Annotated in this window: 7 protein-coding genes; 2 read left to right on the top strand and 5 right to left on the bottom strand. The window is 67.9% G+C overall.

What is annotated here, in order from left to right:
- Positions 1 to 421 precede the first annotated feature (421 nt).
- Together HFP89_RS15735 and HFP89_RS15730 are read right to left on the bottom strand one after the other, a co-directional pair.
- Complete coding sequence (locus HFP89_RS15735) at positions 422 to 1,429, bottom strand: IS110 family transposase (protein WP_168716753.1); 1,008 nt, start codon at positions 1,427 to 1,429, stop codon at positions 422 to 424.
- A gap of 522 nt (positions 1,430 to 1,951) precedes the next feature.
- Complete coding sequence (locus HFP89_RS15730; RefSeq protein WP_168718634.1) at positions 1,952 to 2,722, bottom strand: DUF1295 domain-containing protein; 771 nt, start codon at positions 2,720 to 2,722, stop codon at positions 1,952 to 1,954.
- Between the two features lie 160 nt (positions 2,723 to 2,882).
- Here HFP89_RS15730 and HFP89_RS15725 point away from each other — a divergent pair, with 160 nt between their 5' ends.
- Positions 2,883 to 5,459 carry a TonB-dependent receptor gene (locus HFP89_RS15725; RefSeq protein WP_168718633.1) on the top strand — a complete coding sequence of 859 codons (2,577 nt, stop codon included), beginning with the start codon at positions 2,883 to 2,885 and terminating at the stop codon, positions 5,457 to 5,459.
- A 58-nt stretch (positions 5,460 to 5,517) separates the two neighbouring features.
- Here the strand turns inward: HFP89_RS15725 and HFP89_RS15720 are convergent, their stop codons facing one another.
- Positions 5,518 to 6,600 carry an efflux RND transporter periplasmic adaptor subunit gene (locus HFP89_RS15720; protein WP_168718632.1) on the bottom strand — a complete coding sequence of 361 codons (1,083 nt, stop codon included), beginning with the start codon at positions 6,598 to 6,600 and terminating at the stop codon, positions 5,518 to 5,520.
- Between the two features lie 17 nt (positions 6,601 to 6,617).
- Positions 6,618 to 9,689 carry an efflux RND transporter permease subunit gene (locus HFP89_RS15715; protein WP_168718631.1) on the bottom strand — a complete coding sequence of 1,024 codons (3,072 nt, stop codon included), beginning with the start codon at positions 9,687 to 9,689 and terminating at the stop codon, positions 6,618 to 6,620.
- A 340-nt stretch (positions 9,690 to 10,029) separates the two neighbouring features.
- Here HFP89_RS15715 and HFP89_RS15710 point away from each other — a divergent pair, with 340 nt between their 5' ends.
- Positions 10,030 to 11,676 (top strand): choline dehydrogenase, encoded by a 1,647-nt coding sequence (locus HFP89_RS15710; RefSeq protein ID WP_168718630.1) that lies wholly within the window; start codon positions 10,030 to 10,032, stop codon positions 11,674 to 11,676.
- A 73-nt stretch (positions 11,677 to 11,749) separates the two neighbouring features.
- Here HFP89_RS15710 and HFP89_RS15705 read toward each other — a convergent pair whose 3' ends face one another.
- Complete coding sequence (locus tag HFP89_RS15705) at positions 11,750 to 13,801, bottom strand: S9 family peptidase (protein WP_240956480.1); 2,052 nt, start codon at positions 13,799 to 13,801, stop codon at positions 11,750 to 11,752.
- Between the last annotated feature and the right edge of the window lie 596 nt (positions 13,802 to 14,397).

Here is a 14,397-nt window from a genome sequence, read left to right as displayed (position 1 = left end):
GGGTCACCCATTAGCCCCAGCCCTGTCAATAGGCAGTGGTCGCCTGTGGCGATTTTTCCGCCCGTTCCGGTTTCATCTGACCGGTTTCCAACAGCCGCGCGCCCTGCTTTTCAGTGGTTCGGATGCGCTTTGAGAAACGCGCTCCAGTCACCCATCGAGATCAAGGCCGGATCGGTTGTCGTGACAACGGTTTTGATCGGCCCCTGGCATCTGTGATGCCCCAGAAACAGCTCGGTACCGGCAGTCCGTCCATTTGGGTCCAGTTCAGAATCTGTGGCTGACTTTCGTCGCCAACCCGTGACTGGCTCGAACGCCGGGCGCGTTGTTGAAAATCGGTCATTTCCTTGGGTCGATCATGGCGCGGTCCAATCAGGGTCTATGGCTTGAACCAACCCCTCGGTCGGGCTCCGCGCCATGATCGTTAACCAAACAATCGGGCTGCGTCGAACGGAACCCGGTCGCGCTGGACAAAGTAGGCCGCCCGCGCCAGCTTGTGCGCGACTGCCCGGATCGCCACCATTCGGTTGCGCCGGGCTGCCTTGCGGTCGAAGAACCGCCGCGCCCGGTCGTTATAGCGCACCGCGAAGTGGGCGGCCTCGGAGAACGCCCAGGCCAGATAGCGGTTGCCGCACTTCTTGTTGCCTGCGCCTTTCTTGCGCTCGTTGCTCTCGCGCCGGCTTTCGACGACCCGGCAGTACGAGCTGTAGTTGCCCACTGACTTGAATCGCTCGATTTCACCGGTCTCCAGCGCAATCGTCGGCGCCAGCACATCGCCGACGCCGCACAGCGTCTTGAGTTGTTGGTAGCGTTGCGTGGGCTGGATCGCGCCCAGCACTTGCGTCTGGATGCCGGCAATCACCGTGTCCAGCGTCTCGATCACCGCCAAGTTGGCCGCAATTGATGTGCGCACTGCCGGCCGGAACCGTTCGTCAGCATCCAGAACGCCGCGTACCTTTGACGTCGGAACCCGGTGTCCCAACTCCCGAGCCAGAATGTTCTGGACCGAAGTCAAGTTGCGGGCGCGCTCACGCACCAGGCCGAGCCGCTTGCGCAACAGGTCCCGAACCTCGCGGATCTCCCGTGGGCAGATATAACCGGTCGGTAGAATGCCGAGTCGCATCAGGTGTGCCAGCCAGAATGCGTCATGCTGATCGTCGGAGTACTTCAAGCCCGAGTACTGCTCGACCTTTGCCGTGTTCACCAGTTGCGTTGAGTATCCATGGTCGCTCAATCCGTCGACCAGCCAGTACCAGTTGTAGGTCGACTCCACCGCTACCGCCAGCAGATCCGCCTTGAAAGGCGCAAGCGCGTTCAATGTCGCATCGAGATCGTTCGGCACGCGACGCTCCAGCAGTCGTCTGTCGCGATCGTCGATCACTACAACCATCTGATTGTTTGAATGCAAGTCAATCCCGCAGTACAGTGTCATGGCCAGCCTCCTCGTGCTTGGTCAGCCTCGCCACTGTAGCGGAGTCCGCTACGGTGGCAAGGAGGCTGGCGCTAGAGGAGTATCAGGTCTTGTTTTATGCATCGCAGCCAAGCTTTCCGCGTGTTTAAGTTGAGTAATTTCCCCACAATCGGGGTGTCCAGCGACTTCGATTATGCCGCCTCCGCGACCTCCGGCGCCGGGTCTTTTTCGGAACGGTCTGAGAGATTTGGTTCTGCCGGGGCTATGACTAGCACTGCCACGTCAATGAGAACGGCCTGATCGAGTCGCGCACCGGCTTCGACGCCTGGGCCTGGGGCCAGCGGCGCGACGGGAACCACTGGGGCTCGGTCTGGCAGCAGTGGCTGCTGGGCATGACGCCTGCCTGGGCGGCCGCCCAGCTGGCGGTCACGCCGCGGGGTTTTACCGGCCACGAGCACGTCGACGAGATGGAGCGGATCGTCCTCGGTCGTGCGATGAGGGTGTCCGAAGCGATTTCTTCGAAGCCTGTTGAAGCCGGTTCGCTCAGTCCTTCGGCGGCCAGGGAAAGAACGCCGAGACGCGTTCCTGATAGTCACGATAGGCTTCGCCGCGCGACTTGATCGACTGCTTCTCCGTGTAGGGGATGCCGCTGACGCGGTACAGGAACAGCAGCATGACGATCGGGCCCAGCCACGCGACCCAGTGGTTCGGCGCGCCCCAGGCGATCAGCGGGTAGGAAAACCAGTGCAGCCACTCGAAGAAGTAGTTCGGGTGGCGCGAGTACTTCCACAGGCCTCGGTCGCAGACCTTGCCCTTGTTGTCCGGGTCGGCCTTGAACGCGGCCAGTTGACGGTCGGCGATCGATTCGCCGACCAGCGAGACGATCCAGAAGGCAAGGCCGGCGAAGACCAGGATCGTCCAGTCGCTGGACGGATCGTTGGCCACGACCCAAGCCGGCAGCGCGAACAGCCAGGCGACCAGCGCCTGGGCGGCGTAGAACAGCAGGAAGCCGAAGTCGACCTTCTCGTTGAAGGCTTCGCGCATGGCCTTGTAGCGGCCGTCCTCTTCGTCGTGGCCGGCCAGGCGGACGGACAGGTGCCAGGTCAGCCGGAAGGACCAGGTGCAGGCCACGACGACCGCGAGCACGCGCTTCTCGATGGCACCGTCGCCGACGATCGCGAAGTACAGCACCTGCACACCGATCAACGCCGCCCAGGCGACGTCGACCCAATCGGCCCGGCCGGAGCCGCGCTGCCAGAGCCAGAGGGCGAACATCGTGGCGGCGCAGAGACCGGCTGAAATCCAGAGTTCCATGGCGGGAGTGTCGCAGATTGCAGGTGACGGACGGGCGCGGCCTGCGAGCGACGGGACGACCGTAACTTGGCAGGGGGTAGGGTTTCGGGTAGTGTCGGTCTGCGTTGGCCGGGGCACGGGGGTCCCGGGATCGAATCCACAGGACCGGGATCGCTACGAAATGAATCGAGTCTGCACGCTTCCAGCCGTCGGCCTGGCCGCATCGGCGAGTCTCCTGCTCTCGGTCGCCGCGCATGCCGCCGATACGGCGTCGCGCCTCGACAGCGCCGCTGCGACGTCGACGCTGCAGGTCATCGATCGCGAGATGATCGAGGGGTCGGGCAAATTCTCGCTGGCCGAGCTGCTTCGCGATCTGCCGCTGAACAGCACGGGTTCGCCGCGGCCGCGCTTCGGGACCGATGCGCAGACCTACGCCGGCGTCGATCTTCGCGGGCTGGGCACCGAGCGCACGCTGGTCCTGGTCAACGGAAAGCGCGAAGCCATCGCGCCGGATACCGCCACGGGCAGCAACCTGAACCTGATTCCGCTGGCGATGGTCGAGCGCATCGAGATCCTGCCGTCCGGCGCCGGGGCGATCCACGGCATGAATGCCATGGGCGGCGTGGTCAACATCGTCACCCGCGATGAATTTCGCGGCGTCGAGGCCTCGGCCGGCACCTCCTGGAGCGAGCGCGAGGGCGGCGAGGTGGAAGGGGCCTCGGTGCTGGCCGGCGTCGGCGGTGAGCGCGGATCGATCGTGGTCGGTGCGAGCTACGACGAGCGCGAGATCGTGTTCGCACGGGATCGGGCGTGGTCGGACGGGGACACGTCGATCTTCGCCAACAACTTCCTGACCCGCGGCTTCGCGTTCCTCGGCGACGGCGCCGCCAACGAGGAGGGCTGCCGCGGTGCCGGTTTCTCGATCGTGGACGGACTGTGCCGGTACGACCTGGCGCTGGACGCGGCCGACGAGGTCGCGACGCGCAACGAATCGCTGTTCGCCAACGCCCGCTACCGGGTCGGCGACGACTGGACGATCGGACTCGACGCGCGCGTCGGCCGCCTCGAGACGTTCCAGCCGCGGTCCGCCGTGGCCTCGTCGCCGTGGCCGGCCAACGGGTTCGGCGCGGTCGCACTGCAGCCGGGCAGCCCGAATCACCCCGCCACGCCGCCGTCGGCCGGCGGACTGAATCCGGCCTGGCAGGACTATGCCGGCGTGGCCGACGAGCCGCTTTTGAACCTGCACCGCTTCGCGGCCAACGGATCGCGGGACGCCGAGTCCGAGGCGGTCCAATACGCCGTGTCGCTGGACGCGCGCGGCCGGATCGGCCGTTTCGATGTGTCATTGAGCGCGCACCGGGCCGAAATCCAGCACGACGAGCGGATCGACAACCTCGTTCTTTCGCAGCTCGCGCAGGCGGCCATCGATGCGGGCGCCTACAACCTCTACGACCCTTCCGGCACGTCCGACGACGTGCTCGAGTCGTTCGAAGCGACCGGGGCCCGCGATGCGAACTACCTGTTGCGCTCGCTGCACGGCTCGATCGCGACCGACCTGCTCGATCTGCCGGGCGGCACGGCCCGCGGTCTGATCGGGGTGGAGTTGCGCGACGAACGCTTCGACGACCGGCCCGATGCGCTGCGCAGCGCAGGCGTGGTGACCGGCAGCACCGCGCAGCCGTATTTCGGCGAACGCGGACTGTGGGCGGCCTTCGGTGAGCTGACGCTGCCGGTGACCGAGCGCCTCGATGCGCTGGCGGCGGTTCGCTGGGACGACTACGACTACACCGGCAGCGGCACATCGGCACGGTTGGCGGTGGACTGGCGCCTGCTGGACCGGCTCGGGTTCCACGCGGCCTGGAGCCGGAGCCTTCGGGCGGAACCGCTGCGCCAGGGTCCGGACGGCCCGCCGGGCGGCGGGTTCCAGGTCGGTCCGCCGACCGACGACCGCAGTTGCGAGGCGCTCGGGCTGCCGCCGGGCTGCGGGATTGCCTTCCCGCGTTTCGACGTCCGCAACCCCGACCTCGGACCGGAGTCGATCGAGCAGATCGATCTCGGTCTGCGCTATTCGCCGCTCGAGGGCTTCGAACTGGCCGTGAGCGCGTTCGACATCCGGATCGAGGATCGCCTGGTGCGGCTCGGCGATCAACGGATCATCGACTGCCTGAACGGCACCGGCGGGAACTGCCCGGGCGGGCTGGCCACGCTCGATCCGGTCGACATGCCGCCCGATCCGTCGGCCGGCCTCGGCGTCGCGCGCGACCCCTCGGGCCTGATCCGCTACATCCAGACCGGCCTGGTCGGGTTCGGCCGGATCGAAACGCGCGGCATCGACGCGCGCCTGGCCGGGCGGTGGCGGATCGGCGAGGTCGGGGTCTCCAGCGCGATCGATGCGACCTGGATCGAACGGTATCGCATCGACGACGGCGCCGATCGGGCGGGAGAAGCCGGCCGTCCCGACTGGCGCGGGCGGTGGCAGACGAACATCGACTGGCGCGACTTCGACCTGACCTGGATCGTGAACCACATCGACGGCCAGGACCTGGCGCTCGACGGCTCCGGCGCACTCCCCAGCTGGACCACTCACGACGTCCAGCTGCGCTGGTCCGCGCCGTGGAATGCCGATGTGGCGATCGGCATCGACAACCTGACCGATCGCGATCCGGTGCTGGATCGTGGAGAACCGGCGGGATTCAACTTCGCGCTGTACGACGGCTACGGCCGCCTGGGCTACCTGCGCTACGTCCAGCGGTTCTGACCGGGGCCGGCCCGAGCGCGGCGAGAACGACGGAACCGGGCGGCCCGGGGAGGCGGCCTCAGGCCGAGGCCGGCGTGCCGCCCGAGGCCGGGCCGGTCGCGGTGCCCTCGATGATCTCGACGTCCTGATCGGGGCGCAGGCGTTCGTTGCCGCGCACGATCACGCGGTCGCCGTCGTTGATCGGCCCGCGGACTTCGATCAGGTCGGCCGAGCCGATGCCGGTGACCACGCGGATCCGCTTGGCCTTGTTGTCGGCGTCGACGATGAAGATCGACGTGCCGTCGCCGCGCAGCACCAGCGCATCGCGCGGCACGGCCAGCACTTCGCGCACGTCGGCGGTCGGGATGGTCACGCGCACGGTCTGGCCGACCGGCAAAGGCTCGTCGACGTCCAGCCGCAGCTCGAAGACGTGGTTGAATTCGTCGCCGACGCTGACCACGGTGCGCAGCGGCGCCGGAATCTGCTCGTCCTCGCCGAGCACGATGGCCAGCTCGTCGCCGGGTTGGACGTAGCGGTAGTAGGCCAGCGGGGCGCGGGCGACGACTTCGAGGTGGTTCGGGTCGACCAGGCGGACGACATCGGTACCTTCCGCGACCCGCTCGCCGGCCTGCACCCGCCGCTCGACGACCACGCCGGGGAACGGCGCGGTGATCCGGGTTCGGTCAAGCTCGTCCTGCACCTGGGCCAGCCGGGCGCGGGCGATCTCGAGCTCGCTGGAGGCGACGTCGCGATCCGAACGGGTCTGCTCGATCTGGGTGACGGCGGCCAGATTGCTCTCGGCCAGGCGCTGGACGCGGGACAGCTCGGCGTCGAGGAACGACAGCCGGGCCTCGACCCGGGCGATCTCGCCCTCGAGTTCGCGGGCCCGCAGCCTCAGCGCGGTGTCCTCGATCCGCGCGATCACGTCGCCGGGCTCGGCCCGAGTGCCGACTTCGGCGACCTCGATCAGCCGGCCCTGGACCTCGGCCGACAGCACTGCGTCGGAGCGCGACAGCACGGTGCCGGCCACCTGCATGGTCGGCGCCATGGTGACCAAGCGCGCGGGCTCGATCTCGACCGGCGCGGCGCCGCCCCACTGGGCGCTTGCGGGGCCGGCCAGCATGGCCAGCAGGGTGATCGACAGGATGCGGATTCGGGTCATGCAGGGCGTCCTCGGCATCATGCCGTTGCGGGCCGGGCGTCGCGGAAAGCGGCCGGCGCGGCGTCTTCGTTGATGCGCAGCAGGCTGGGCAGCAGCACCAGCGTGAACAGCGTGCTGACCGCCAGGCCGCCGACGATGACGGCAGCGAGGCCACGGTAGAGTTCGGTCCCCGCGCCGGGCAGCAACAGCAGCGGCAGCATGCCGAACAGGCTGGTGAAGGTCGACATCAGGATCGGGCGCAGTCGCAGGCCGACCGCCTGGCGCACGGCCTCGCGCCGGTCCAGGCCCTCGCGCTCGCCGTCTCTGGCCCGATACACCAGCAGGATCGCGTTGTTGACGACGAGGCCCAGCAGGATCACGAAGCCGATCATGGTCAGCATGTCCATCGCCTGGCCGAAGACCAGGTCGACCAGCCGCAGCGCGACGATGCCGCCGATCGTGGCCATCGGGATGGTCAGCAGGACCAGCAGCGAGTCGCGGAACGAGCGGAACAGCGCGGTGATCAGCAGGTACAGGATCACGATGGCCAATACGAAACTGCCCGACAGGTTGCGCAGTGTCTCGCCGAGGGCCTCGGCCGTACCGCGGTAGATGATCACGCCGTCGGGCGGTAGCGCGGCCCGGATGGCCGGTTCGGCCTCGGTGCGCAGCGTTTCCAGCGCCACTTCCATCGGCATGCCCGGCGGCGGCGTCACGCGCAGGGTCAACGTGCGCTTGCGGTCGACCCGGCGGATCTGGTTCGGGCCGGCGGTGCGCTCCAGCGTGGCCAGTTCGCCGAGCGTGGCCAGGCGGCCCGACGGCGTGGCGATCGGCATCGACATCAGTTCTTCCGGCGTGCTCCAGCGCTCGCCGCGCAGGATCACGTTCAGGCGCTGGTCGCCGTCGAAGTATTCGCCGAGAAACGCGCCGTCGCCGAAGGACCGGATGATCGTCGCTACATCGCCGCGCGTGAAGCCCAGCTCGGCGATGCGTCGGTCGTTCGGGATCAGCCTCAGCTCCGGCTCGGCCAGCTCCAGGTCCGGTTCGGGCCGGGTGCTGGCACCGGGCAGGACCTGCTGGATCACGCCGAAGCCGACCTGGCCGGCCTCGAGCAGGTCTTCGAAGTCGCCGGCCTGCAGGTCGACCTCGATGACCCGGCCGCCGCGTCCGCCGAAGATCGGCCGCTGCGTGGCCTGGCCGAAGGTGTCCGGAAAGCCGGCGAGGACCTCGCGGTTGGCGACCTCGAGCACCTCGTCGATCCGGTCGGGGTCGGCGGCGCTCAGGCCCATGAAGATGCCGCTGCCGAACTGGCCGACGAAGATGTCGGAGATGGCCGGTTCCTTCTCGCCCTGCACGTAGGGACGGACCCGGTCGTTGATGACGTCGATGATCTCGGTCTTGACCGTCTCCGGCCCCATCCCCGGGGGCGAGAGAACGAAGCCGAAGATCGAATTCTGGTTGCCTTGGGGCAGGTAGTCGGCCGGCGGGATCAGCAGCGCGCCGACGATCAGCGGGATGACGGTCAGCCCCCCGATCCAGCTCCAGCGGCGGCGCGGCGTGTCGGTCAGCCGCATGACGAGATCGGCCGCGTCGCGCCACCACGAGACGTGGCGGTCTTCCATGCGGCGCTCGGCGAGCAGCCGGTAGCTGGCCGCCGGGATCACTACAATCGCGACCAGCAACGACGCGATGACGGCCGCCGAAATCACCACCGCCAGGTCGGCGAACAGCTGGCCGGCTTCGTCCTGCAGGAACAGCACGGGAATGAAGATCGCCACGGTGGTGGCCGTCGAGGCCAGCAGCGCGCCCCAGACCTGGCCGGCACCGCGGCCGGCCGCTTCCTTCGCTTCGCGGCCCTGTTCGCGCTGACGGACGATGTTCTCGAGCACCACGATCGCGGCGTCGAGCACCATGCCGGTGGCGAAGGCCAGGCCGGCCAGCGAGATCACGTTCAACGAGCGACCGGTGCTGTCGAGCACCAGGAACGCGAAGCACAGGCACAGCGGAATCGCGGCGGCGACCATCATCGTGGCCCGGAACCGGCGGAAGAACCACCACAGCACGCCGGTGGCCAGCAGCATGCCGAGCACCAGGTTGGTCACGACCATCCGGACCGACTGGTTGATGTAGATCGTGTCGTCGGAGGTCTGGACCATCTGCAGCCCGGCCGGGTCGAGGTGGGTTTCGTGCAGTTCGGCGACCACGGCCTTGACGTCGGTCAGTACGCGCACGACGTTGGCGCCGGGCTCGGCGCCGACGTTCATCGCGATCGATGGATTGGCGTTCTGGGTCACCGCGCCGCTGAAGTCGGCCAGGGTGCGCTCGACGGTGGCCACGTCGCCGAGGTAGACCGGTCGACCGTCGCGCCACTCGAGGACCAGGTTCTGGAGGTCCTCGACGTCGTACTGGCCGGCAAAGCGCATCGTGTACTGGCGTCGGCCGACCGACTCGAAGCCGCCGGAGACGTCGTTGTTCTGGCCGAGCTGCAGGCCGATCCGGGTCAGGTCGACGCCGATCGCCGCGGCCCGGTACGGGTCGAAGGTGATCCGGACCTCGTAGGAGCGTCCGCCGATCGGTGCGGCCGAGGACACGCCCGGGATGCGTTCGATCCGCTCCTGGATCACGTCGGCGACGAAGTCCTGGTATTCGTGGATCGGCCGCGTATTGCCCTCGACCGGCATGATCGCGAACCAGGCCACCGCTTCCTCGTACGATGCGGCGCCGACGTTCACCGTGGGCTCGGACACGTCGGTCGGATAGCGCTGGACCTGGTTCAGCCGGTTGATGACGTCGATCAGGGCCCGGTTCATGTCGGCACCGATGCCGAACTCCAGGCTGACCCGTCCGCGGCCCTGCGAGGCCTCGGAGGTCATCCGGACCAGGCCGGGCACGTCGCGCAGCTGCTCTTCCTGGGGCTCGACGATTTCGGATTCGACTTCCTGCGGCGCGGCCGCGCGCCAGCCGGTGGTGATCGTGATGCTCGGGCGGTCGATGCTCGGCGTCATCTGCACCGGCAGCCGGGCCAGGCTGATCAGGCCGAAGATCACAAGCAGGATGCACGCCACCGCAACGGCCGTCGGATTGCTGAGACCGAGTCGGGTCAACGGCATGGGGCGCTCCTGCTGGATCGGGGGTCAGAGTGGACGTGGACGCTAGTCGCGCAACGAGCGCCCGGTCAGCATATTTGACATCACGAATGTGAAGGAGTGCCGAAAGTCACAGCGCGCGATCGGCCTCTTCGCACGCCGGGTGCGGTATCGTATTGCCGGTTCGGAGCGTTCGTCTGCGCATTCGCGTGCGAGCGTCTCCGGAGAGTGATTTCGGTGCTTCGGGGTGAACGCCGAACCCGGTTCCCACAGATCGCCTGGAAAAGGGGCGGAACCGGGCCCAATGCGATCGCTCGCCGGGACGATCGACCCATCGATCACCCGGGGCGCTGGAGACTCCGGAATGAGTGAAACCTACGACTACATCATCGTCGGCGCCGGTTCGGCCGGCTGCGTGATGGCCCATCGCCTGACCGAGGACCCGGACTGTCGCGTGCTCTTGCTCGAGGCCGGTCCGCGCGACTGGAACCCGTTCATCCACATGCCGGCCGGGCTGGCCCAGCTGGTCAAGTTCAAGTCGGTGAACTGGGGCTACGAGACCGAGCCCGAGCCCAACCTCAACAATCGCCGGCTGTACTGGCCGCGCGGCAAGGTGCTCGGCGGATCCAGTTCGATCAACGCGATGTGCTACATCCGCGGCCACGCTTCGGACTACGACGACTGGCGCGATTCCGGCAATCCCGGCTGGGGCTTTGCCGACGTGCTGCCGTACTTCCGGCGCAGCGAGGACCAGCAGCGCGGTGCATCGGAGTTCCACGGCCAGGGCGGCCCGCTCGGCGTGGCCGACCTGGGCCACGTCAACGACCTGAGCCCGGTGTTCATCCAGGCCGCCCAGCAGGCCGAGTACTTCCGCAACGTCGACTTCAACGGCCCGGTCCAGCGCGGGTTCGGCCTCTACCAGGTCACCCAGCGCGACGGCCGACGCTGCTCGACCGCGCGTGGCTACCTGAAGCCGATCCGCTCGCGGCCCAACCTGACCGTGCGCACCGGCGCGCTGACCACGAAGATCCAGCTGCACGGCCACCAGGCCAACGGCATCGTCTACCGGAGATACGGCCGCACCTGCTATGCGCGCGCCGAGCGGGAGGTGCTGCTCTGCGGCGGCGCGATCAACAGCCCGCAGCTGCTGATGCTTTCGGGCATCGGCCCGGCGGCGATGCTGGAACAGGCCGGGGTCAAGGTGGCGCTCGATCGACCGGGTGTGGGTCGCAATCTGCAGGATCACCTCGACGTCATGACGCTGACCCGCTGCCTGCTGCCGGTGACCTACGATCACCTCAACGAGTTGATGGTCGGCCTGCGCTATTTCCTGTATCGGGAAGGCATCGGCACGTCCAACATCGCCGAGGCCGGCGGCTTCGTTGCCAGCGGCCGCAGTGCGCGGCCCCGGCCCGACATCCAGTTCCACTTCGTGCCCGCCCTGCTCGACGACCACGGCCGGAATCGACTGCCGGGCGACGGCTACAGCCTGCACGCCTGCAACCTGCGGCCCGAGAGCCGCGGCCACATCGCCCTGAAGAACGACGACCCGCGAACGGCGCCGGCGATCCACGCCAACTACCTGTCGGAAGCCGAGGACGTCGAGATGATGCTGGAATGCCTGCGGGTCTCGCGCGAGATCCTGGCCCAGCCGGCGTTCCGGCCGTTCCGGGCCCACGAGATCCACCCCGGCAACGACGTGACCGATCGTTCGGGCCTGCTGGAATTCATCCGCAACAAGGCCGAATCGATCTACCACCCCGTCGGCACCTGCCGGATGGGCAGCGATGCCGACGCCGTCGTCGACCCGCAACTGCGGGTCAACGGAATCGACGGTCTGCGCGTCATCGACGCCTCGATCATGCCGACCCTGATCGGCGGCAACACCAACGCTCCGACCATCATGATCGCCGAGAAGGCCGCCGACATGATCCGCGGCCTGCCGGCGTTGCGCGACGACACCGGTGCGGCCGAGGAAGCCTCGGCGCTGGCCCGGGCCGAAGCGGCCTGAGCGGACTTGTCTGAAACGAAACGGGCCGGCGCAGGGGCCGGCCCGTCGTCGCGCTTGACCGGCTGACCGGCGCCTACTGCGGTCCCGGCTCGGCGAAGCGCTCGACCCAGTCGCGCACCGCGCCGTACCAGTGCAGCGAGTTGTTGGGCTTGAGAATCCAGTGATTCTCGTCGGGGTAGTAGATCAGCTTCGATTCCACCCCGCGGGTCTGCAGCGCCCGGAACAGCGAAAAGCCCTGGCCCACCGGCACGCGCAGGTCGTGCTGGCCGTGGATCACCAGGCTGGGGGTCTCGAAGCGGTCGGCGTATTCGTGCGGCGACAGCGTCCGATACATCTCCGGGTTTTCCCAGTACGGACCGAAGCGCTCGGAGTGCACCGCGAAATCGGCCGAAGTCTGGGCGTAGAGGTCGTAGACCGCGGCGTGGATCACCAGTGCGTTGAACGGGTGTTCGCGGCCGAGCAGGATCGACGACAGGTAGCCGCCGTAGCTGCCGCCGCCGGCGACCATCCGCTCGCTGTCGATCCACGGCTTGTCCATGAACCACTCGGCCGCGGCAATCGTGTCTTCATACGGCTTGGTGATCCAGTCCGGGTTGATCGCGTCGGTGAAGTCCTGGCCGAAGCCGCTCGATCCGTGGAAGTTGTGCCAGGCGGTCACGTAGCCCCACGAGGCGAAGGTCTGCGCGTTCCAGCGGAAGTGGAAGGTGTCGGTGATCGCACCGTGCGGCCCGCCGTGGATCAGCAGGAACAGCGGGTACTGCTGCTCCGGATCGAAGCCCGGCGGATAGTGGACCCACATCTGGATCTCCGCACCCTCGGCACCCTCGTAGGTCACCGACTCGTAGCTGCCCAGGTCGACGTCGGCCAGGATCTCGTCGTTGAAGGTATCCAGCCGGATCACCGCCTCGTTCTCCAGGTCCAGTCGGACCACCCGCGGCGGGTACAGGAAGCTGACGTTGGTACCGATCAGCGTGCCGTCCGCGGCGATGTCGAGATTGACGTAGTCGGTCGCATCGGTCAGCGCCACCGGGTCCGTGTCGCCGAGCGACAGGAAGTAGACGCGCCGCGTGCCGGCATCGTCGATCGCCCCGAACAGGCCGGCCGAGTCCGGCGCCCAGACCAGACCGTCGGCGGAGCGGTCCCAGTCGGCGTGGATCACGCGCGTACGGTCCGTGGCCAGCTCGTGGATCATCAGCGAACGGGTGTCGCCGTAGAACCCGACGATGTGCTGGCGGTTGAAGGCCAGCATCGTGCCGTCGGGCGAGAACATCGGATTGAAGTCGCTGGCCGCGTTGCCCTGCGTGAGGTTGCGGGCCTCGTCGCTGCCGATCTCGAGCAGGAACACGTCGTTGTTCTCGATCACGCCCTCGGTGCTCGAGTCGGCGACGAAGGCCAGCAGCGTGCCGTCCGGCGAGACGTCGTAGTCGGAGCCGCCGCCCGAGCCGCGCGGCAGCTCCAGACCGGTGCCGACCGTCAGCGCTTCGACCTCGCCGCCTTCGGCCGGAATGCGGAAGACGTGCATCTGGCGGTCTTCGTCGAGGTAGCGGTCGAAGAACGAGTAGGGCATCGCCGTCCACTCGTGGGCCGAGACGTGATCGTCCTTGTCGGCCTCGAGCTGCTCGGTCATTTCTTCCCAGCTCTTGCCCGGCCAGACCGAGGAAACGAAATGGATGTGCTCGCCGACCCACTTCAGGCCGCCCACACCGGTCGGCACCTCGCCGACCTGGACGGCTTCGCCCGGTGCATCCATCGGCAGCACGTAGAGTTGCGCGGCGTCGTTCTCGGCCCGCTTCGAGGTGAAGGCCAGCTTCGTGCCGTCCGGCGAGAACACCGGCGACCCGGCGCTCGAGCCGGCGGCGGTGAGCGGGCGCTGCAACCCGCCGTCGGGCGAGAGCAGGTACAGCCGGGTCTCGGCCTCGTCGGTCTTGACGTCGTAGGCGGTGACCGGGGCAACCACGTAGCGCGCGTCCGGCGAAATCACCGGCGCGCCGACACGGTCCATCTTCCAGAGGACCTCGGCGGTCAGCGGGGTGCGCTCGTTTTCGGAGCCGTCCTGGGCCATCGCCATCGGCGCGGCTGCGACGAGCAAGGCCAGGACCAGCAGATTCAAACGTCTGTGCATCATCGGTTCTCATCGATCGGGGGGAGGGCTTGGATCATACGGGGTTCGAAGGGTTCCGGTCGATCGAACTCGTGGCCACGATTCGATGCCCCGCCACCGGCCGCAAGCCTGTTGGAGGCCGCTTGCGGGCGAAGGGTGGCCGGATCGGTTCGCGCGCAAGCGCCCTCCAACAGGCGAATCAGCACCGGCGCCGGATCGAAGGCCTGTTGGAGGCCGCTTGCGGGCGAAGGGTGGCCCGACCGGTTCGCGCGCAAGCGCCCTCCAACAGGCGAAGCGAGCGGAACGCCCGACCGAAGGCCTGTTGGAGGCCGCTCGCGGGCGAAGGGTGGCCGGATCGGTTCGCGCGCAAGCGCCCTCCAACAGGCGAAGCGAGCGGAACGCCCGATCGAAGGCCTGTTGGAGGCCGCTCGCGGGCGAAGGATGGCCGGATCGGTTCGCGCGCAAGCGCCCTCCAACAGGCGAATCAGCTCCGGCGCCGGATCGAAGGCCTGTTGGAGGCCGCTCGCGGGCGAAGGGTGGCCCGACCGGTTCGCGCGCAAGCGCCCTCCAACAGGCGAATCAGCTCCGGCGCCGGATCGAAGGCCTGTTGGAGGCCGCTT

Origin of the sequence: Wenzhouxiangella sp. XN79A, assembly GCF_012272825.1 — a bacterium.
Classification (GTDB): Bacteria; Pseudomonadota; Gammaproteobacteria; order Xanthomonadales; family Wenzhouxiangellaceae.
This window is presented reverse-complemented; position numbering and strand designations above follow the sequence as displayed.

What these genes read in the sequence shown, in the direction of transcription:
- HFP89_RS15735 (WP_168716753.1), bottom strand. Translation starts at nt 1,429, where the DNA reads ATGACACTGTACTGCGGGATTGACTTGCATTCAAACAATCAGATGGTT.
- HFP89_RS15730 (WP_168718634.1), bottom strand. Translation starts at nt 2,722, where the DNA reads ATGGAACTCTGGATTTCAGCCGGTCTCTGCGCCGCCACGATGTTCGCC.
- HFP89_RS15725 (WP_168718633.1), top strand. Translation starts at nt 2,883, where the DNA reads ATGAATCGAGTCTGCACGCTTCCAGCCGTCGGCCTGGCCGCATCGGCG.
- HFP89_RS15720 (WP_168718632.1), bottom strand. Translation starts at nt 6,600, where the DNA reads ATGACCCGAATCCGCATCCTGTCGATCACCCTGCTGGCCATGCTGGCC.
- HFP89_RS15715 (WP_168718631.1), bottom strand. Translation starts at nt 9,689, where the DNA reads ATGCCGTTGACCCGACTCGGTCTCAGCAATCCGACGGCCGTTGCGGTG.
- HFP89_RS15710 (WP_168718630.1), top strand. Translation starts at nt 10,030, where the DNA reads ATGAGTGAAACCTACGACTACATCATCGTCGGCGCCGGTTCGGCCGGC.
- HFP89_RS15705 (WP_240956480.1), bottom strand. Translation starts at nt 13,801, where the DNA reads ATGATGCACAGACGTTTGAATCTGCTGGTCCTGGCCTTGCTCGTCGCA.